19 protein-coding genes and 2 pseudogenes are annotated in these 19,645 nt (G+C 40.0%); 14 read left to right on the forward strand and 7 right to left on the reverse strand.

Annotated features, from left to right (window positions below; genetic code table 11):
• Window positions 1-78: 78 nt before the first annotated feature.
• The 8 genes and pseudogenes from LJE72_RS24655 (at window position 79) to LJE72_RS24690 (ending at window position 5,665) form a co-directional block, all read left to right on the forward strand.
• The gene (locus LJE72_RS24655) at window positions 79-243 is read left to right on the forward strand and encodes a hypothetical protein (protein WP_229250698.1); all 165 of its coding nucleotides are present in this window, start codon (window positions 79-81) and stop codon (window positions 241-243) included.
• A gap of 420 nt (window positions 244-663) precedes the next feature.
• Window positions 664-1,389: a metallophosphoesterase family protein gene (locus LJE72_RS24660; protein ID WP_229250699.1), complete on the forward strand. Its 726-nt coding sequence runs from the start codon at window positions 664-666 to the stop codon at window positions 1,387-1,389.
• A gap of 63 nt (window positions 1,390-1,452) precedes the next feature.
• Complete coding sequence (locus tag LJE72_RS24665) at window positions 1,453-2,241, forward strand: YdcF family protein (RefSeq protein ID WP_229250700.1); 789 nt, start codon at window positions 1,453-1,455, stop codon at window positions 2,239-2,241.
• A 94-nt stretch (window positions 2,242-2,335) separates the two neighbouring features.
• Window positions 2,336-2,956 (forward strand): dienelactone hydrolase family protein, encoded by a 621-nt coding sequence (locus LJE72_RS24670; protein WP_229250701.1) that lies wholly within the window; start codon window positions 2,336-2,338, stop codon window positions 2,954-2,956.
• Window positions 2,957-3,016: 60 nt separating this feature from the next.
• Window positions 3,017-3,916, forward strand: coding sequence for a helix-turn-helix transcriptional regulator (locus LJE72_RS24675; protein WP_229250702.1), 900 nt, complete (start codon window positions 3,017-3,019; stop codon window positions 3,914-3,916).
• 123 nt (window positions 3,917-4,039) lie between these two features.
• On the forward strand, window positions 4,040-4,501 hold the full coding sequence (locus LJE72_RS24680) for a GyrI-like domain-containing protein (RefSeq protein WP_229250703.1): 462 nt from the start codon (window positions 4,040-4,042) through the stop codon (window positions 4,499-4,501).
• A 15-nt stretch (window positions 4,502-4,516) separates the two neighbouring features.
• A pseudogene (locus LJE72_RS24685) lies at window positions 4,517-4,846 on the forward strand (radical SAM protein); the annotation flags it as partial.
• A 150-nt stretch (window positions 4,847-4,996) separates the two neighbouring features.
• Window positions 4,997-5,665 (forward strand): B3/B4 domain-containing protein, encoded by a 669-nt coding sequence (locus LJE72_RS24690; RefSeq protein WP_229250704.1) that lies wholly within the window; start codon window positions 4,997-4,999, stop codon window positions 5,663-5,665.
• 213 nt (window positions 5,666-5,878) lie between these two features.
• Here the strand turns inward: LJE72_RS24690 and LJE72_RS24695 are convergent, their stop codons facing one another.
• Complete coding sequence (locus tag LJE72_RS24695) at window positions 5,879-7,102, reverse strand: S1C family serine protease (RefSeq protein WP_229250706.1); 1,224 nt, start codon at window positions 7,100-7,102, stop codon at window positions 5,879-5,881.
• Window positions 7,103-7,465: 363 nt separating this feature from the next.
• Between LJE72_RS24695 and LJE72_RS24700 the strand changes: the two genes are divergently transcribed.
• The 3 genes from LJE72_RS24700 to LJE72_RS24710 all read left to right on the forward strand — a co-directional run bounded on the left by LJE72_RS24700 (window position 7,466) and on the right by LJE72_RS24710 (window position 12,764).
• The gene (locus LJE72_RS24700) at window positions 7,466-9,055 is read left to right on the forward strand and encodes a substrate-binding domain-containing protein (RefSeq protein WP_229250707.1); all 1,590 of its coding nucleotides are present in this window, start codon (window positions 7,466-7,468) and stop codon (window positions 9,053-9,055) included.
• Window positions 9,056-9,249: 194 nt separating this feature from the next.
• Window positions 9,250-11,262 carry a molybdopterin-dependent oxidoreductase gene (locus LJE72_RS24705; protein ID WP_229250709.1) on the forward strand — a complete coding sequence of 671 codons (2,013 nt, stop codon included), beginning with the start codon at window positions 9,250-9,252 and terminating at the stop codon, window positions 11,260-11,262.
• A 218-nt stretch (window positions 11,263-11,480) separates the two neighbouring features.
• Entirely contained in the window at window positions 11,481-12,764 is a 1,284-nt protein-coding gene (locus LJE72_RS24710) for a glycosyl hydrolase family 18 protein (protein ID WP_229250711.1), read from the forward strand.
• A gap of 198 nt (window positions 12,765-12,962) precedes the next feature.
• Here the strand turns inward: LJE72_RS24710 and LJE72_RS24715 are convergent, their stop codons facing one another.
• Window positions 12,963-13,163 carry a hypothetical protein gene (locus LJE72_RS24715; RefSeq protein WP_229250712.1) on the reverse strand — a complete coding sequence of 67 codons (201 nt, stop codon included), beginning with the start codon at window positions 13,161-13,163 and terminating at the stop codon, window positions 12,963-12,965.
• On the opposite strand from LJE72_RS24715, the pseudogene LJE72_RS24720 reads away from it, so the two are divergent.
• Window positions 13,148-13,557: pseudogene (locus tag LJE72_RS24720) on the forward strand (IS1634 family transposase); the annotation flags it as partial. The gene LJE72_RS24715 and the pseudogene LJE72_RS24720 overlap by 16 nt on opposite strands.
• 139 nt (window positions 13,558-13,696) lie before the next feature.
• Here the strand turns inward: LJE72_RS24720 and cax are convergent.
• Entirely contained in the window at window positions 13,697-14,731 is a 1,035-nt protein-coding gene (gene cax, locus LJE72_RS24725) for a calcium/proton exchanger (RefSeq protein WP_229250716.1), read from the reverse strand.
• A 101-nt stretch (window positions 14,732-14,832) separates the two neighbouring features.
• Here cax and LJE72_RS24730 point away from each other — a divergent pair, with 101 nt between their 5' ends.
• Window positions 14,833-15,351 carry a GNAT family N-acetyltransferase gene (locus LJE72_RS24730; protein ID WP_229250718.1) on the forward strand — a complete coding sequence of 173 codons (519 nt, stop codon included), beginning with the start codon at window positions 14,833-14,835 and terminating at the stop codon, window positions 15,349-15,351.
• 175 nt (window positions 15,352-15,526) lie between these two features.
• On the opposite strand, the gene LJE72_RS24735 is transcribed toward LJE72_RS24730, so the two are convergent.
• From LJE72_RS24735 to LJE72_RS24750, 4 genes are all read right to left on the reverse strand, one after another.
• The gene (locus LJE72_RS24735) at window positions 15,527-16,447 is read right to left on the reverse strand and encodes a SufB/SufD family protein (protein ID WP_229250720.1); all 921 of its coding nucleotides are present in this window, start codon (window positions 16,445-16,447) and stop codon (window positions 15,527-15,529) included.
• Window positions 16,428-17,180: an ABC transporter ATP-binding protein gene (locus LJE72_RS24740; RefSeq protein WP_229250722.1), complete on the reverse strand. Its 753-nt coding sequence runs from the start codon at window positions 17,178-17,180 to the stop codon at window positions 16,428-16,430. The genes LJE72_RS24735 and LJE72_RS24740 overlap by 20 nt, the downstream gene beginning before the upstream one ends.
• A gap of 190 nt (window positions 17,181-17,370) precedes the next feature.
• Window positions 17,371-17,631 (reverse strand): hypothetical protein, encoded by a 261-nt coding sequence (locus tag LJE72_RS24745; protein ID WP_229250724.1) that lies wholly within the window; start codon window positions 17,629-17,631, stop codon window positions 17,371-17,373.
• Window positions 17,632-17,846: 215 nt separating this feature from the next.
• Window positions 17,847-18,488, reverse strand: a complete 642-nt coding sequence (locus LJE72_RS24750; protein WP_229250726.1) for an HAD family hydrolase — start codon at window positions 18,486-18,488, stop codon at window positions 17,847-17,849.
• 154 nt (window positions 18,489-18,642) lie between these two features.
• On the opposite strand from LJE72_RS24750, the gene LJE72_RS24755 reads away from it, so the two are divergent.
• Window positions 18,643-19,599: a hypothetical protein gene (locus LJE72_RS24755; protein ID WP_229250728.1), complete on the forward strand. Its 957-nt coding sequence runs from the start codon at window positions 18,643-18,645 to the stop codon at window positions 19,597-19,599.
• Window positions 19,600-19,645: the final 46 nt, after the last annotated feature.

Here is a 19,645-nt window from a genome sequence, read left to right on the forward strand (position 1 = left end):
GTTATTTCGGTAAATTGACATGAAAATCGGGGTTTGGCTAGCAAGCCCTAATTATATGTAAAGAAAAATTTTCGAACTATGTTTGAGCAAGCGCCTTTAGGGATTGCAATAAGTGATTCGTTAACAGGAAAGCTATATCAAATAGATACAAAGTCCACTGAGATTGTTGGCAGGGAAATTGAAGAAACCGCCGGTATTGACTGGATGTCCACCACTCATCCCGGTAATGTCAAGGAGATTTGAAGAATTCAGTTTTAGTTAACGACAAGAAGATAAAGGGCTAAATGCTCAATAACAAGGGGATGTAACGAAACTTGTTTTCCGGTTTATTTTATCCCCACTCTATTTGTAATTCCCGTATATATTGGAGGACTGTTCACCACTTCAAAGGTGTACAGACCTCTATTTTGGGATAACGCACCACCAGCTTGAAAAAATCTCAAGTTTCGTTACGGCCCCTTGTTTTGAGTAAATTCAAAGACAATGATAAGATTTTCAACGCTAGGAGGGATTTGCACTAAGAGGTGGAAGATATTTATTAAGTACACTTACAGCAGTCTTTTTGAAAAGAAGGCATTCTGAAGGATAATTGGGGAATGTCAGCTTAGGTTGTTTTAATTGCATAACGGGCAAACACAAATTATTAATAGCAAGGAGGTTAAAATGGAGAGAATTGCCGTAATATCTGATATTCATGGGAATCTGCCCGCATTAGAAGCTGTATTAGAAGATATTAAAAATAGAAGGATTGAGAGAATATTTTGTCTTGGAGATCTAGCCGGAAAAGGGCCCAGTTCAGCTGAGACCGTAGATATAATTAGACAACATTGCGAAGTAGTGATTAAGGGTAATTGGGACTACTATTTGACAGAACAAACGGGGCATGAAGTTTTAACGTGGCATCAGAGTATTCTGGGAGTCGAAAGGCTGAACTATATGAAGGAATTGCCAATTTATAGAGAATTTTATATTAGTGGAAAGCTATTAAGACTGTGTCATGCATCGCCAAATGATCTTTTTCATAGAGTTTACCTTTCAACTGAACAAAGCAAGAGAATAAAATTGTTTGAAGCGACACCAACACTTGATCTTGAAGCAGATGTGGTTGGATACGGAGATATACATGGCGCTCACATAGATAATTTCGATGGGAAGACCATTTTTAATGTTGGAAGCGTTGGCAATCCGCTTGATATAACCGAAGCCTCATATGGAATAATTGAAGGGAATTTGTATGATAAAAATAAAAGACCACTTTCAATATCACTTGTTAGGGTGCCCTATGATATTGAATTAGCAATTTTTCATGCGACATTAACAAATATGCCAGAGAAACAAGAATATATTAACGAATTAAAGACAGGGATATTCAGGAGGCGAAAAGCCTGAAAAGTACATTTGAATTAGGACCGAAATGATTTTAACTGGTATGAGGCAATTGAAAGGAGAGTGATGAAAATCAACCAAAAACTGAGAGGGCCTCTTTTCTTTTTGGGAACTATTGGTATTTTAGATACTTTGCTGCTCTTTTTATCTAATGGGGGAATTAATTTAGGAACGATTTTACCAGGGGTCTTGGGAGCGATGTTGATTTTATCGGTTATGGTCAAGAAATTTTTCTGGGAATCCATCCTTTTAAGAAAAGATAGACCATGGGTCATTAGGCTTCGTCAGGGTATTATTTCCTTATTCCTGATTGGATTGATCTCATTTATGATAGTCGAAGGGGGGATCATTGCTAATTCTCGCCCAGATCCAGCTGTCGAGGTGGATTATTTGATTATTTTGGGGGCAGGTCTGAACGGAGAACAACTTTCCTGGACACTTTGGGAGCGGATGCAAAAGGGTCTAAACTATTTGGAGGCGCATCCCAAGGTGAAAGTAGTCCTTTCGGGGGGGCAAGGTCCTGGCGAAGGAATTTCTGAAGCGGAAGGAATGCGCCGTTTCTTGGTAGATCATGGGATTAAAGACGAACGCATCCTTAAAGAAGATCAATCTACGAGCACAATGGAAAACTTCCGCTTTAGTAAAGAAATATTAGCCCGTCAAGCAGGCTTTCAAAACTCAGAGACGGTTGCGGTGATCACGAATGACTTTCATCTCTTCCGCTCAAAGATTCTTGCTCAGCGCAATGGGTTGATTCCGGTGGGTATTCCGTCCCCAACACCCTGGTATATCGTGCCGAACGTTTATTTAAGAGAGTATTTTGCGGTCGTAAAATCCCTTATTTTTGATTGGTAGCTTTCATTAAACAAGGTTGAAAATTGAAGTCATTAAAAAAGTATGCATTATGTGAAATAACCTTTAAAAATATGAAAAGGTTGGAGTCTATGCGATGGTTGATAGTATTAATAATAATGAGGAATCAGTAATAATCGTTTTACACGAGATATATGGAATTAATCAGCATCTCAAATTGATTTGTGAACAATATTCATCGGCTGGATACCATGTTTTATGTCCGAATTTTGTAAAGTCGGGCGATTATTTCGATTACAATAGAGAAGAAGAAGCTTACCAGTACTTCATTGAACATATTGGTTTCTGTACAATTGTGGATGAAGTCAAATCAATACTGTTGAAAGCTAAATCAGACTATAAATATGTATTTCTACTAGGGTTTAGCGTAGGAGCAACCTCAGCATGGATTTGCAGTGACCTTGAAAATTCGGTAGACGGAATAATTTGTTACTATGGTTCTAGAATAAGGGACTATGAAAGCATAACTCCCAATTGCCCGGTATTATTAATCTTCGCTGAAGAAGAAAAGTCATTTAATGTTCGGGAATTGACAAGTTCACTTGGACAAAAGAAATTCGTAGATGTACACGTGTTAAATGGAAAACACGGATTTAATGATCCATTTTCCAATCGCTACAACAAGAAATGTCAACAAATCGCTCAAGATCTGGCAGATGGGTTTTTTATAAGGGTAAAAGAAGGACTGGAGGGCTAATAATCTTAATATGACATGCGGTTGTCATATCCTTAAGGTATAATGATAACAGGTGATGAGATGCAAATTAATAGATTGTTTGAAATCGTATATAGCCTTCTTAATTGCAAAACAATAACCGCTAAAGAATTATCTGAGCGGTTCGAGGTGTCTGTGCGCACAATTTACAGAGATGTTGAAGCCTTAAGTAACGCTGGGATACCGGTGTATATGAGCAGAGGCAAAGGCGGAGGAATCAGCCTCCTTGACAATTTTGTGCTCAATAGATCAGTCTTGTCAGATACTGAACAGACTGAAATACTGACTGCTTTGCAAACCTTAAATGCTATAAATTATCCTGACGTAGACACTATTATTGCTAAGTTAGGGGCACTCTTTAATAAAGAAGATTATAATTGGATTGACGTAGATTTTTCCAATTGGGGCAGTAAGGACCAAGGAACGTTCAATCTGTTAAAAAACTCAATTGTTAACAGAAGAGTTATTACCTTCAATTATTTTAGCTCCTACGGAGAAAAAACATTCAGAACTGTAGAGCCATTACAACTGTGGTTTAAGGATAAAGCATGGTATTTGAAGGGTCGCTGTTTATTAAAACAAGCCTTTAGAATCTTCAAACTTAATCGAATGAAAAATCTACGAATGACTGAAGAATCATTTGAAAAAGAATCAGTGAAAGAACTTGTGAACGACCCCGCCCAAGGAATCAATTTCCAGAGGGTTGACTTAAAATTGCGTTTTAAACCATCTGTCGCTTATCGTGTATATGATGAATTTGACGAAAATGAGATTGTTAAAAATTCCGATGGAAGTTTTAATGTAAGTGTTTCATATCCTGAAGATGAATGGGTTTATGGATATATTCTATCCTTCGGCAGCTTTGTTGAGGTTATTGAACCTAAGCATATTCAGTATATTATAATTGAAAGGTTAGAAGATACTTTAAAACAATATAAATAGTCCATAGGGGTAATATGACACTATGTCGTCATATTACCCATGGTATCCTTTGTATATCAACGATCTACACGGAGGAACTGATCATTAAATGCCGTGTGACGTTAATCAAAGGAGGGCGAGACTATGGATTATGAAGTTGTTCTTGTAGAAGAAAAGACAGTAGTCGGGCTTATGGTTACCACCACCAATGAAGAAAACCGGGCAATGACAGATATAGGAATGCTTTGGGGAGAATTCTTGCAGGCAGGGGTCTATGATTCTATATCTAATAAGATTAATGCCAAAGGGATTGGGCTCTATACTGACTATGAAGGAGACTTTACAAAGCCTTATAGGTTTTTAGCGTGCTGCGAGGTTAGCGAAGCCACTGACATAGCAAAGAAGGTTGTAAAAATGATCCCGCGGGGGAACTATGCCAAGTTCATTGTCAAGGGGCACATGCAACATGCAGTAGCCGAATTTTGGTCAAATCTGTGGGGAATATCGCTGGACCGTAAATACAGCTCAGACTTTGAAGAATATCAAAATAATTCTAATGACATGGAAAATCAAGAAATACATATTTATATTGCTGTGAATGATTAGAGAAAGGGCCTTAATATGGATTTCATACCGGCGAAAGCTATTTTATCCGGTTATAGTGGGGACAATAATTGGTTTGGAAACAACTATAACATGAATATTTACAAAGGGTGTAATCACGGGTGTATCTATTGCGACAGCCGAAGCGAGTGTTACCATGTTGAAAACTTTGATAAGGTGAGAGCTAAGGAAAATGCTCTTGCCTTAATTCATCGTGAGCTTAAGTCAAAGCGCAGAACGGGAGTCATAGGTACAGGCGCAATGAGCGATCCATACAACCCTTTTGAAAAGGAATATAAACTGACGAGAGGTGCCTTAGAGCTTATTAACACTTATCGCTTTGGAGCTACATTCGTAAATTTGGTAATTTTATATTCCCAATTTACATTTCAATATTTTTAGATGAGAAGATACTAATGAGTGCAACAATTGGTGGCGTAGTGATTGTTATGGATATTTGGTCCCAATATATACCATTAAATAGGAATAAGGAGTTAGATGAGATTGATAGACATTATGATATGTAACGAATTAAAAACAATTTGTCCTAATATTACACTTGGATGTATTCAAGCAAATGTAAAGGTTGAAAGCAGTGCTGACAGTCTATGGGAGGAAATAAATAATTATTGCGATGTTCTAAAACGGCAAATACATATAGAAGAATTAGAAGCCTTACCCGGGATTAATGATGGAAGAGAAGCTTATAAAAGATTAGGTAAAGCGCCCAGTAGATACAGGCTGTCTTCAGAAGCATTAATTAGAAGGGTCTTACAAGGAAAAGGAGTTTATAGAATAAACAATATCGTTGACATTAATAATCTAATATCATTGAGGTCAATGTTACCGGTCGGGTCGTATAATGTCGAAAACTTGCATTCTCCTATCTCCTTGAGGATAGGTAAAGAAGGAGAACAGTATAAAGGCATCGGTAAAGACCTTGTAAATATAAATAGTCTTCCCGTGTTAACAGATTCAAATAGTAGTTTTGGAAGTCCTACAAGTGATTCGGAGAGAGCAATGATCACAAATAATGTCAGCCAAATACTGATGTGTATTTATTCCTTTAGTGTCAAAATTAATATTGAAGAATATCTTCAACATGCTAGAGATCTTTTGGGGAAATATGCCAGCGGAACACAGATTAAGACGAAAATAATTGAGTAAGAGTTCCTTGTGCAGAACGACAAGGGTATGTAACGAAACTTGTTTTCCAGTTTATTACATACCCGCTCTATTTGTAATCCCCTTATATAGAGGACCGTTAACCACTTCAAAGGTGTACAGTCCTCTATTTTGGGATAACGCACCACCAGTTTGAAAAAATCTCAAGTTTCGTTACGACCCCTTGTCGTTCTTATTCAGCTAAGGATTGATTTTTTAAGTCGAAGATAATTCTCCTAGAATTGCTTCTGCTTGCTTAGTCTGTCCATTCCGGATATAGGTTATGGTTACTTTGTCGCCTACCTTGTTTTTATAGAGCTCACGAATTAGGTCCGAAGAATTTTGAATCTGGCCATCGTTAATCTTGGTAATGACATCGCCCTGTTGAATTCCGGCCTTTGCGGCTGGACCATTTTGCGTTACTCCTGAAATGTAAGCCCCTTGGGGTTTATTGTTAGTTTTAGCGTAAGTGTTGTATTGATCATCGGTGTTGACTAAAAGGGCTGGATGCTTGGCTACTCCTGAAGCGATCAGCTGTTCAATTGTTGGCAAGGCGTCTGAAATTGGAATTGCGAAGCCCATTCCTTCAAAGCCTGTTTCGGCATATTTCACCGAGTTAATGCCGATAACCAGTCCTTGATAATTCACAAGCGGTCCGCCGCTATTACCAGGGTTTATGGCTGCGTCTGTTTGAATTAGATTGTAACTCGCTACGCCTTGGAGGTTTAGGGTGCGATTGGTGGCTGAGATGACTCCCGTGGTTACGGAACGCGCAAATTCATCGCCGCCAGGATTTCCAATTGCAACCACGGATTCACCTACTTCAACTTTTGAAGAATCTCCTAGCGCTACTGCGGTAAGGTTTGTTGTATCCGAAATCTGCAATACCGCAAGATCTGTACGTGGATCAGCGCCAATGAGTTTCGCATCAAGAGTACGTCCATCACTTAAACTGACGGTGATTTTTTGGGCCCCCTCAATTACATGATTATTGGTCGTAATATAGCCTTTTTCAGCATCAATGATAAAACCTGAGCCGCTTCCGGCCACCTGGAGATTGGAGGTTCCTGAAAAACCTCGACTCGACTGGAGGTTTGAAACCCCCACAACTGCGGGACCAACATTTTTAGCAATTTGCGCTACAGGGTAAATAGTTTCATCGGCTGTATAATTAGCAACTTGTGTAAACGAGGAATTAGTTGTCTGAAGTGGTGAGGAAGTGTTTGCCGGGTAAATATAAGGGACTGTTGCAACAGTAGTCAGGCCGCCAATGACGGCACTGATTAAACAGAGGCTGGCGTAGGCAACAACCTTTCTCTTCGGCTTATGGTGGGGGATAGGTTGTTGTACGGCGGACAATATTTCGATTTCCTTTACTGCGTTAGTGTTATGTGAAGAGCTGTAATTATCATTGAGCGTTGAGCGAAATTCTTCTTCCATAGTTATGTTCCTCCTTTTTTTCGGATTTAATTAGGATCGTGGAGATTATGGCAATCAAAACAATTCTGGTAGAGTATTATTTTGGAGTTCTCTTCGTCTGACTAAGTGCTACTTCCTAAGGATATCCGAAATATGTTAAAGGAAAAGGTGCAAATTGTGAAAGTTTATTGAGCTTGAAGTCTAGATTCTGTGAAATAGAGGAAGAAGAAGGTGATTTAATAAAAGATAATCTTTGCTTTGCATATTTGAAGGACTAAACAAGATTTTGCCGAATTGTGAGGGTAAGGAAATAAAAAGTGGCTATACGGGTTTAAGTACAGGCTTGTGAATACAGTTGTGAATATTAGATAGGAGTGTCAAAGTATGTTATCAAACAAAAGGTATCTGAGAACCTCTTTGGCAACCCAGATGATTCTTATACCATTTTTGCTGACTATAGGACTTCTCATGGTTTCGTCGATCACAGATGGGCTATGGTTATACGAGCTTGGCAGGGATGCAAGGAGGTTGATTCTTTTATTAATAGCCCTAACAGGTTCAGTTATGGTGGGGATTTTTGTGGGTTACTTTTTTGCAAGATTGTCCAAACATAAGCCCGACAGCGCAAAGGAAAGGTATTTCCCCGCCCTTGTGCCAATTATCTATGCTCTGGTCTTTGCTATTGTTGCACTAACATTTTCAAAGGGGAATTTCAATTCAGGCTGGTGGGGCGTGTATGCGCTTAAGAACCCAATGCTTTTGATCTTTGGACTAGGTCTTTCTTTATCGGGTCTGCATTTTATTATACCTGTGGCAGAACTGATGGGGTATGTTGGATTTCTTATGGGGATTGGTTTGTTTGAATGGACAGCGAAGACGGCGGCAAATGGCTCCTTAGCGAGAAATTTCAAGGTGGCTTTGGTTGTGCTTTGTCTTTTTGTCTTTGCCTTTTCGGGGATCGTAACTAGAGAGGTTATTAATAATGGCATGATAGAACTGCTTTATGGGAAGTCAACGGTAGGTAAGGATTTAACAGAATTTGATCTGATGGAAAAGGCACCGTTCAAGCCTGACAACGGGTTGGCTAAGCTTGATAAACCTGCCAGCTTGCAATTTACTGAGCTGGATTCTATGCCGCGTATTGACGGTGCGACAGCCGCCTATCCAGTTTATGCGGCGTTTGTTGAAGCAGTTTATAAGGGGCTTGGTGACTACTACTATACAGTTAACAAGAACAACAACGAGAAGGATGTATCTACCGCCTTTGTGGCAAGTGAGCGGTTTCCGCTCGATTTGGTGAAGTGTTCCAAAACAGGAACAGCCTATGAACGTTTGATAGCGGGCCAGACCGATATGATCTTTGTTGCGGAGCCCTCCAAAGCTCACCTTGAAGAGATTAAAACCAAAGGGGATGAGTTTATTCTAACTCCAATTGGGAGTGAAGCGTTTGTGTTTTTCACAAACTCTAAAAATTCGGTTGAGAGTATGACTGTAAAACAGATCCAGGATATCTACTCCGGCAAAATCACCCGCTGGAAAGAAGTTGGGGGACCATGGAATAAGATACTGCCCTATCAACGTCCTGAAAATTCCGGTAGTCAAACAATTATGCAAAATAAAGTAATGAAAGACATAATTATGTTAGAGCAGACCAGAGAAACCGGAGCAGGGGGGATGGGCGAAATTATAAGTCAGGTTGCAAGTTACAAAAATGCCAAGAACGCCATAGGGTATTCATTTATGTATTACTCAACCGAGATGATTAGAAACAATCAGATTAAGTATCTGGCTATTGATGGAGTTAAACCAACCCCAGAAACAGTGCGCAATAAAACCTATCCCTTTACAGTCCCCGTCTATGCAGTCACCTTAAAATCAAATAAGAAGGAAAATGTCAGAAAATTTCTCGACTGGATATTATCTGAGGAGGGACAAGGTCTGGTCGAAGAAACTGGCTATGTTTCTGCAAAATAGAAACTAGGGAAAATAAAATTTTATAAAAGTAGGGATTCTGGACAAATATGAGGAGCTACCAGCAGAAAAGGAGCTAATAATTTTATATAATGGTTTTATACCGTACAGGCATCTCTAAATGTCGAAATCGGTGTAAAAGGACGATAAAGACTTTTATGCTTATCAAAAAACTGTGTTTAAAGAGGAAGTGTAGTATGAATTCCGAAGTGAAACGTTCAGTTTGCCCTTACGATTGTCCTGACGCGTGTGGGCTTTTAGTTACAGTTGTTGATGGACAAGCCGTAAAGGTGACGGGTGATCAGGAACACCCTTTTACTAAAGGTACTTTATGTCCCAAAATGGTTCATTATGAACGAACAGTTCATTCCCCGCAGAGGTTGACACGTCCGCTCCTGCGCATTGGTGAAAAAGGAGCTGGCCATTTTAAACCTATTTCATGGGAGGAAGGGATTCAACATATTGTCAACCGCTGGAGGGGAATCATTTCTGATTATACGGCGGAAGCTATCTTACCTTATTCCTACGCGGGAACCATGGGTGTTGTTCAACGGAATTGCGGGGAGGCTTTTTTTAATAGATTAGGAGCCTCCAGGTTGGCCCGCACTATATGTTCATCAGCTAAAGGTTATGGTTGGGCATCTGTTATGGGGAAGACCCTCGCACCTCATCCTGATGAAGTTGAAAAAAGCGATTTTATTCTTTTGTGGGGCACGAATGTGCTGGCTACAAACATCCACCTTCTGAATAAGGTCCGTGAAGCCAAAAAACGTGGTGCGACAGTTTGGCTCGTTGACACCTACGAAAATCCCACAGTGCAGATTGTTGATAAGGTAGTCTTGGTAAGACCTGGAAGAGATGGTGCTTTGGCCCTCGGTATAATGCATATCCTGGCTCGTGAGGGTTGGATAGACCAACCTTTCATTACTAGGTATGTCCAGGGATATGAACAGCTTCGAACAGAAGTTTTGCCCGAATATACGCCGGATAGAGTAAGCCAAATTACTGGGATTGAAGTGGGTTTGATCGAAGAAATGGCGCTTCAATACGGCAAAGCTCGTGCACCTTTTATTGCTTTGGGATCAGGGCTTTGCCGTTATGGGAATGGTGCAATGACGGTCAGAACAATTACTTGTCTTCCTGCACTAATCGGAGCTTGGGGTAAGCCGGGAGGCGGGTTGCTGGCAAGTGTTTCTTCCGGCTCGGCTTTTGACACGAGTCAAGTAACCCGTGAAGATTTCTTGCCTGAGCCAACCCGTGTTGTGAATATGAATCAGCTGGGGTATGCCCTGACGGAATTATCAAAACCGCCGATCATGAGTATGTACGTGTACCACTCCAATCCGGCCGTTGTAGCCCCTGATCAAACGATGGTTCTCAAGGGACTAATGCGAGAGAATCTGTTTACGGTCGTTCATGAACGATTTATGACTGATACAGCTCGTTACGCGGATATTATCTTGCCGGCTACCAGTTCCTTAGAACACCCGGATATTTACAGGGCCTATGGGCATTATTGCATCCAGCGAGCGGCGGCGATTATACCACCTGTAGGCGAAGCTAAGTCTAACTGGGAGGTTTTTCAGTTGCTCGATCAAGCTATGGGCTTTGAAGAGGCTTTCTTTGCTCAAAAGGCCGATGACCTGATTAATCGACTGATTGATCCGCCAACACCTTGGTTGGAAGGAGTAGACCGGGTGAAACTCCAAGCAGGCCATCCAGTAGAACTTTCTTTGCCTGAAAACTATAAAACAGCCTTTCTTACTCCTTCGGGTAAAATTGAATTATACAATCCCAATGAAGTTGAGCCATTACCACGCTATTTTGATCCTTACGAGGATGATGCCCCCTTTTATTTAATGAGTTCCCCCAGTTTATATTCGTTAAATTCTTCGTTTAACGAGCGACCTGATTTACTGCAGAAGAAGGAAGCGCCCTGTCTCCAAATGAACCCCAAAGATGCCGGATACAAGAATTTGCAAGACGGGAAGAGGGTGATCGCCTTTAATGAGCGAGGAGAGGTAGAATTTATTCTTAAGTTAACGACTGCCGTTCCTCAAGGAGTCGTGGTAACGGAAGGCCTGTTCTCAAAGGAAAATATGCTAGGAGACAGTTCAGTAAACGCTCTTACATCCCAACGCTTAACGGATCGAGCAGAAGGGAGTACACTCTACGATGTGAAAGTGGATGTCAAATCAAGGGAGTACTGACCTATAAGTAAAAAAAGCTCGATAGATTGATGAAGGGAAAATCTCAATATCAAAATTTAGAGATAAAAGCTTTATACATATTAAAAACATTAAGATATTCTTAATACATAAGTTGGCGGCAAACATTTGCCGTCATTTTTCTTTTCTATAGTCGCGAGTATCATTCTCTGAACATAAATTAGCAGCAGGGAGTTTTACTAGGTTAGAGGAGGATTTTTATGCAAATTCATGTGGTGAAGTCTAGGGATACTCTCAGCAAGGTTGCCCGAGATTATGGGATATCCGCTCAGGAGATTGCTGATGCCAATCAGATTCCAAATCCTAATCGATTGGTCGTTGGGCAAACGTTTGTAATACCGATAACAGGGCGATATCATTTTATTCAACCGGGAGAAAGCCTATGGTTAATCAGCCGCCGTTATAATGTCTCAGTAGCAGAGTTAGTCAGAATCAACAAGATTCCAGATCCTAATAATATTCCGGTTGGTTTACGGCTTTATTTGCCTCAGAAACCAAAGCAACCCATCGAAACAAACGCATACATCGATCCGAGAATGACCAGAGGCCGTTCGGCCGAGGCTGTCGACAAAGTAGGCGAGCACCTAACTTATCTGGCCATTTTTACGTATGCGGTTAATCGGGATGGGAATCTAACCCCTGTTGAGGATCAGCCATCGCTTAATGCAGCTTTTAAGGACAAAGTCTTCCCCCTTTTGGTTTTAACCAATTTTGAGGAGGGACAATTCAGCACAGAAATTGCCACCGAAATTTTGACGAGCGAAGCTTTGCAAGATCGAGTGCTGAATCAAGTGCTTCAGATTATGAATGAGAAAGGATACAAGGGTCTTGACTTTGACTTTGAGTATTTGGGAGCTGAAAATCGAGTGCGGTATGTTCGATTTTTACAGAAGGCCCGGCAATTATTAAAGTCTCGTGGGTATTACATTTCTGCTGCACTGGCACCAAAGTATAGGGCAGAGCAACGCGGAGTTCTTTATGAGGGTCATGATTATAAGGCGATCGGTCAAGTCGTTGATTTCATTTTTTTCATGACATACGAATGGGGATGGTCCGGTGGAAAACCAATGGCAGTATCGCCATTGCCTCAGATGAGAAACGTAATGCAGTATGCTGTATCTGTTGTACCGAAAGAGAAGATCATGATGGGGATGCCTTTATATGGATATGACTGGACCCTGCCTTATGTAGCTGGAGGTAAGTTTGCTAAGTCTATTAGCCCGCAACGAGCTTTGGAACTAGCCCTTCGTTACGGTGTAAGTATTAACTATGACAAAGTCTCTCAAGCTCCGTGGTTTAGATACACAGATGAAGAGGGAAAACAACATGAAGTTTGGTTTGAGGATGCAAGGAGTATGCAAGCCAAGTTTGATTTAGTCAAAGAGCTCGGGATTCGGGGCTTCTACTATTGGGTTTTAGGCAACGATTTTCCACAAAATTGGCTTCTTATTGAGGACAATTTTGTGGTACGCAAACTAATGTAGTGCAAATCCCAAAAGGTGACGACTAATTGTGAGGGGATGTAATGGAACTTGCCACGCGAAAGGTTAAGGCGGTTTTTCTTGTGGAAAAATCCCTGAGACCTGTGTGAAACCGCGACGGCTGACCGATGCGGTTTCAAGTGGATATCATGTGTTGAATATTTAAAAGTTTTTAGATGATCAACGCATGCTTTTTAAAGCTTATTGTTTTGGCGCTGTACCTGGACCGGCGGCATCCACCGCTGTTCCTGAACCAGGAGTTTTCCCTGCATTAGGATCAGACGAACCTTCAACGGCTGCCCCTACCCCCAAATTTGCTTTGAGTTGTGCTTGCCGTGCTAAGTCAAGCCCTTCACCTAGTATCCTCAAGGCTTCTTTAGGGCTATGCCATCCGTAAGGCAAAGCGATATTTCGGTTACTTCGCACTAGCAAGCAATGAGAAAATGGGGATGCTTTCGCAGCCCTGAAAATTTATCGTATGAAGGATGTTGTAGAAAAAGCCTTTGGCAATCTCAAGGAGCGTCTGAATATGCGACGTCTTCTGGTATCTTCTGAACGAAGTCTGGATGGCAAGCTATTCGTGGAATTTGTGGCTCTGATATTCATTTCATATATTAATAAAAAGATGCAGGAACAAGGGTTGCATAAAGCCTATACAATGCAGCAGATGCTGGACAAACTCGATGTGATTGAATGCTTCAGAAATCCAGGTCATAAACTACGTTTGGGTGAAGTACTCGAAAAGCAGAAGGAACTTTATATCAAACTCAGGGTTGTGCCGCCGACCTTGTTATGAGTCGTCGAGAATCCAGGTTGCACAATTAAAAAAGGACCCATGACTGGCAATCTCTTCACCTCCAGCTAAGGGTCCTTTTAGTAAGTGGAAAATTCATTTTGGGGGGATTCTTCTTATGAGATCTTGAATTATTTAGTAATTAAACAAAGAGAAAAGCTAAGGCCATTATGAAATAGGCTGCTAAAAGTTGTGCACCCTCTAACCAGTTGGAACGGCCATCCATGCTTATAATCGCCGTGATTACAGTAGCCATAATAATAACGATGAGTTCATACCCAGTGAACAATAGGTCGAGGGGTTGCCCGATAAAGTATCCCAGGAAAACCAGCAGAGGTGCGACAAAGAGCGCAATTTGAGTACTTGAGCCTATAGCAATTTCCAAACTGATATCCATCTTGTTCTTCATGGCCATTAATACGCTGGTAGAATGCTCTGCGGCATTGCCGATGATCGGAATGACAATGACCCCAATGAAAAGCTCACTAATACCCAAGGTTTTAACGACAGGGTCGATTCCTTCGACTAGAAATTCACTCTCAATGACTACAAAAAAAGTAGCGATGAGCAGAATCGAAAAAGCTTTAAGTTTTGACCAATTTGGGGAATCTGAACATTCTTGACTAGGTCGAAAAACATCTTTGTGTGTATGAAGAGAAAAAATTAAACTAAGTATATAGACTGTCATTAAAATTCCAGCAACTCCAAGGCTTAAGGGCTCTGCAGCAGGATTAGAATGTGTATTGAGAAAGACTGCAGGTATAATCAATCCCGTTACGGCCATAAGGAGCATGGAAGTATGCATTCCAGCGGCTGCCCTGTTAAATTTTTGGGTCTTATATTTAAAACCGCCGAGAAGCATGCTTAGTCCTAACACTAAAAGAAGATTTCCGATAATAGATCCTGTAATGGATGCTTTGACCACTTCTACAAGTCCTGCTTTTAGAGCAAAAATAGTAATAATAAGTTCTGCGGCATTACCAAAAGTAGCATTCAGCAAACCGCCAACTCTTGGGCCAACATAAATAGCAATTTCTTCTGTGGCTTTGCCCATATAGCCGGAAAGAGGTATTATACTTAAACAGGCAGTAACGAAAAGTAATACAGGCGAGTAATCCGCCAGATGTACGAAAATGCTGATTGGAATAGCCAGAAGTAATGGGTTGAGATATTTCAAAACCTAACCTCCTCAAATTATCTAATCATCATTAAAATCTATTTGATTAGGTATGTCAATTAGATTGCTCTAATCAAATAAGAAATTAATAAGGAGAGAGTATGAAAGAATTAATTGACACATGTTTGTCGGATTTCAAATTAAGATTCGCTGAAATTGAAGATGTTTCACTCGTTTTAAGTTTTATTAAGGAATTGGCAGACTATGAAAAAATGTTGTCTGAAGTTGTAGCTACTGAAGAAGTTTTAAGAGAATCTCTTTTTGAACAGAAAAATGCGGAGGTGATTATTGGGGAATACAAAAATGAACCAGCAGCGTTCGCCTTGTTTTTCCACAACTTTTCTACATTTTTAGGAAGACCCGGCATATACTTGGAAGATTTATACGTTAAACCTGAAATGAGAGGAAAAGGGATGGGGAAGATTATCTTGTCATACCTGGCTAAATTAACTATTGACAGAAAATGTGGCAGATTGGAATGGTGGTGTCTAGATTGGAACGAACCTTCGATTAAATTCTACAAACAGGTTGGGGCAGTTTCCATGGATGATTGGACGGTATTCCGAGTAGCGGATGAAGCTTTGTATAAACTAGCGAGCGATTCGGAAGATAGAGGATAAGGCCAGAAGTTGGGTTAAGTAATTTCAAGAATTAAAAAGAAACAAGGCTGGAATGCGCTAAGAGCTTTCAGCCTTGTTTTATTAAATTTGAAAGTCCTGTCAGAGACCATATGGCAGGTTGTATTTAGCTATAAGTATATAAGTACAAAAATGAGGACTGAGTAACATAAGAGTGTTATTTTAGAAAGCCATTAAGGATGGTATCTTCTGCTTCCTGCTCTGAGAATCCCAGAGACATTAACTTTATTAACTGTTCTGATTCTATTCTGCCAATGGCAGCCTCATGAACAAGCTGTGCTTCACTATGATGAGCAGAAATCCTCGGTGTAGAAAGAACCTGAGCATTATGCATGATTATGGCATCACATTGTATATGACCACGACCTTTATTTCGTCCAATAAGATCAAAATAAAATACTTGCTTTGAATCGTTTTGAGCAACCGAACGGGAAATTATTTGTGCGGAAGAATCTACTCCTAATAATTCTACGGTTATATTTGATTCAGCTTCTTGATCTTGATAGGTGAGAAGCCTTTCAGTAACTACAAGCTTTGCATTATCCATTAGACGAATTTCTGTATCCCGTTTTGTTTGGTCAATCCCTTTTATTTGTATCAGTTCTAGTTCGACTGTAGCACCCTCTTCTACATCGATAATCGTCTTAGGATTCAAAACTCGTTGGCCTTTTCCCTCACCTTGCCCGTAGTGTTTTTCTACATACTTCAGTTTGGCACCTTTTCGCACAAAGAAAGTGTGAATTCCGTCGTGCTGAGATTTGTGGTGTCCTGAATTATGTATTCCACATCCAGCAACAATCACAACGTCTGAATATTCTCCGACTTCAAAGGTATTATAAACAACATCATTAATGTTTTCTTCTGTAACAATAACCGGAATATGTACGCTTTCTCCTTTTGTGTAGGGTTTTATGATCACGTCAATTCCTGACTTGTCGGTCTTGGTGATAATGTCAATATTAGCAGTTGTATTACGCTGTACTCCAGCTCCGTTTTTACGAATGTTAAATGCCCCTTGTGGAATCTCATGAAGATCGGCCACTTTCTCCAGCATCAGCTTATCCAACGCATTCAGCACTTTGACCAACCCCTTTCACACATTTAGTACCACATGCACAAGAATCATTATTCATAATTCCAGCAAGGATTATATCACGTTCGGATTGCGCGCTCACCATGCCACTGGACATAATGATTATTTCATCGGCGAGCTCCATAATGCGTTCTTGATGAGAGATGAGGATGATTGTTGTATCATATTTCATATGAATATTTCTAAAGGTTTCGGCGAGTTTTTGAAAACTCCATAAATCAATCCCTGCTTCAGGTTCATCAAATACCGCGATTTTTAGATTTCTCGCAAGTACAGTAGCGATTTCAATTCTCTTCATTTCTCCGCCTGAGAGACTGGCATCCACATCCCTGTTCAGATAGTCTTGTGCGCACAATCCAACATCATAGAGGAGATCACAGATATTTACTTTTTCCGGATTATGTGAGGCAGCCATTTTTAGTAGTTCCCTAACTTTTATTCCTTTAAAGCGCGGGGGACTTTGAAAAGCATAGCCAATACCCATACGAGCTCTCTCTGTAATACTCATAGATGTAATATCTTGTTCATTAAGCAGGATTTGGCCTGAGGTAGGATTATAGACACCCATAATAATTTTGGCCAGAGACGATTTGCCTCCGCCATTTGGACCAGTAACAACATATATTTTTTTCTCATAAAACTTTAAATTGATATTCTTGAGAATCTCAAAACCTTTATCTCCTTGTATTTCTAGAGATACTTTTTGTAGCTCAAGCATTCATACTCCTCCTTTGTGTCGACATCGCCTATGTTCAACAATAACATAATTCTACAATTTATTGTAGCTGAATTATAAAAGTAGTTCATATAAAAAAGGTTGAAAGCGGGAGCGCTAACAACTTCCTGTGAAAAACTATTAAGTAATAACTTTTATGTAGGGCAACGGCCAAAGAGGCCGCTGCAGATTACTAAGCGAATTCCACTCTTCCGCCAGCTGATTGAACTGTACTAACGATAGAATCCAGATTCATAGCGTTATCAGATCCGCCATCAAGGAAAGGCAAACGAATAATCAAGCAAATTCCGCTTGGTGAGGCAACCTCAACAAGGTTTAATAGATTGATAACGGTGCCGGGCGGTATAAAAATTCGCAACAGTGTTCCAGGAAGTTGACCGCATTGGGGTATAACAGGTTTTGGTTGGCAGATATTAGATCTTCGGTAAAGCATAACATCACTCCCCTCATTCATATGACTGTTTGCACAGTCCATAAGACGACTAAGACTAGAGGAAGAATGCTACGGAAGTGAAAGATCTTGCCTTACCCTGGTTTATAGTATGATTGATTGTCCAATAAGGTTACACTCGCAAAATGCGTTTTTAAAACCTTCTTATCATACCTTGAGAACAGTTCATAAGAGACGGATGCAGTCCCGCCTCTTCTTTATAAAGTATTGCTAATCCATTCAATAAATGCTTCAACTTTCTCAAAGGCACAGACAGGATTCGCAGCCAACACTTTTTGAATCTGTGCGGTTTCAGCCCAAAGCGCACTAATGGATAAAACACCCACTTCCTTAGCAGCATGTACATCATATGCTATGTCACCCACATAAGCGACTTCTTCAGGTGAAAAATGCCAAAGGTCCAGGATTTGGCGAATATGATTGGGTTTACTGGCTCGATGCTCTGAACCTGTTATAATTTTTTCAAAAAAATGTTCTAATCCCGAGTGCTTTAAAGATATTTCCATGCTTCCGGCACCCTTGCCGGATACAAGAGCTAACTTAATTTTTCGTTCTTGCAGGAGATTCAAAGCTTCAATTATACCTGGAAAGGGTTCAGCATAGTCTACATGAAGGCGGTCATATTCGTCTAGATAAAACTGCAGACTTTCCCTCCATGAATCTGGATAAAGTTTCTTAAAGATTCCTTCCTCAGATGGTCCAAATAAGGAAGATAATTCTTTGTCAGAGTATTCACGACCAGAAAACTTGAATAGGGTACGACCAAAACTAGTTCGTACGACTGGCAGTGAATTGATTAATGTCCCGTCCAGATCAAAAATAAACCCTTTAAGTTTCATATATACTCCTTTAACTTATCTTACCTCTGACTATTTCTGTTATTTTATAACATATTAAATACAAATACCATACCTGTTAATGATAAGTGAATGGTCGTTTTTTTGATGTAAGTTTAAATGTTCTTTGAGGCCTTGGAAAAAGAGTCTAATTGCTTTGATTTATGAATACTATAGATTGTACAAGTTGGCAGACAAGTGTGTAAAAGGATGTGTTAAGTTGGAGTCTAATTCTAATCTTAAGGCAAACTTATTTTACTTAGATAATGGTTATTATCTAAGTAAAAACGATCCGTTTTTTTGGAAGAAGCTATTGCAGAGGCAAGCCGACAATGGGGAAGCAATGTTTCACGTCGGAATGGAGGCAGAAATAGAGGCCAAAAAATACTTGGAGAAATTCTACACCACAAGAGTAGAGAAGTATTTAAGTTTATATCGCAAGGTAGTAGTACGCTCTTTTAATTTAGTAAAACATTCTTTCAACAAAGGGTTTGTACCTGCAAGATTAGAAGCGCTAAGAATTGAGCGAGAGATGAGACTAACTGAAAAGAAAATATCTGAGATTACTAAACCTGAGAGATTTAGTAACAAACAAATAATCCTGTTGTTTATTACAGCTATTATCTTAAGCCTTCTTGGGGCGTTCCTTTTCTTGCCGTTTGAAAAATCAAAAACGCTGAATTATTCTAACCACAATTATACTTATATGTTGCCTTATGAAATTATTGAGATGAAGCCCAACAGTATTGCCTTTATCCCAAATAATCAATCTGTCATCATCATTTCCGAAAAAGATTTAAGCAGAGAAAAACTAGTTAATGCACTTGTTGGAAGGTTAAAAACAGAATACGAGTTGAATCCCAGAACTGCCAAACAAGTAGTGGCTATGGACGAAAAGAGTAATGAAATTGGTATGGCAGTATGGGAAGGCGGAGATAGGAATATCCAAATCTATATTTATCCTCCAGACAATCAGGTTGCCATGAATAATAAAGAACGTCAATTATGGGAGACTGCAACTGTAGTAAGAAGTGCTCTATACCAGTTTGTTAAGGAAAATGGGTATATGCCTAAAGATTTAAAGGTTCTAAGTCAGGCGTTCCCTGATAATTAGGGTTTGCTAAATTCTCATAAAAGCTAGATACCAGAAGGGTTTGAGG

It is taken from the genome of Desulfosporosinus shakirovi, assembly GCF_020595055.1.
Taxonomy (GTDB): Bacteria; Bacillota; Desulfitobacteriia; order Desulfitobacteriales; family Desulfitobacteriaceae; genus Desulfosporosinus; species Desulfosporosinus shakirovi.

Coding starts and splice junctions, on each gene's coding strand:
- LJE72_RS24655 (WP_229250698.1), top strand. CDS start 79: ATGTTTGAGCAAGCGCCTTTAGGGATTGCAATAAGTGATTCGTTAACA.
- LJE72_RS24660 (WP_229250699.1), top strand. CDS start 664: ATGGAGAGAATTGCCGTAATATCTGATATTCATGGGAATCTGCCCGCA.
- LJE72_RS24665 (WP_229250700.1), top strand. CDS start 1,453: ATGAAAATCAACCAAAAACTGAGAGGGCCTCTTTTCTTTTTGGGAACT.
- LJE72_RS24670 (WP_229250701.1), top strand. CDS start 2,336: ATGGTTGATAGTATTAATAATAATGAGGAATCAGTAATAATCGTTTTA.
- LJE72_RS24675 (WP_229250702.1), top strand. CDS start 3,017: ATGCAAATTAATAGATTGTTTGAAATCGTATATAGCCTTCTTAATTGC.
- LJE72_RS24680 (WP_229250703.1), top strand. CDS start 4,040: ATGGATTATGAAGTTGTTCTTGTAGAAGAAAAGACAGTAGTCGGGCTT.
- LJE72_RS24690 (WP_229250704.1), top strand. CDS start 4,997: ATGAGATTGATAGACATTATGATATGTAACGAATTAAAAACAATTTGT.
- LJE72_RS24695 (WP_229250706.1), bottom strand. CDS start 7,102: ATGGAAGAAGAATTTCGCTCAACGCTCAATGATAATTACAGCTCTTCA.
- LJE72_RS24700 (WP_229250707.1), top strand. CDS start 7,466: ATGTTATCAAACAAAAGGTATCTGAGAACCTCTTTGGCAACCCAGATG.
- LJE72_RS24705 (WP_229250709.1), top strand. CDS start 9,250: ATGAATTCCGAAGTGAAACGTTCAGTTTGCCCTTACGATTGTCCTGAC.
- LJE72_RS24710 (WP_229250711.1), top strand. CDS start 11,481: ATGCAAATTCATGTGGTGAAGTCTAGGGATACTCTCAGCAAGGTTGCC.
- LJE72_RS24730 (WP_229250718.1), top strand. CDS start 14,833: ATGAAAGAATTAATTGACACATGTTTGTCGGATTTCAAATTAAGATTC.
- LJE72_RS24740 (WP_229250722.1), bottom strand. CDS start 17,180: ATGCTTGAGCTACAAAAAGTATCTCTAGAAATACAAGGAGATAAAGGT.
- LJE72_RS24745 (WP_229250724.1), bottom strand. CDS start 17,631: ATGCTTTACCGAAGATCTAATATCTGCCAACCAAAACCTGTTATACCC.
- LJE72_RS24750 (WP_229250726.1), bottom strand. CDS start 18,488: ATGAAACTTAAAGGGTTTATTTTTGATCTGGACGGGACATTAATCAAT.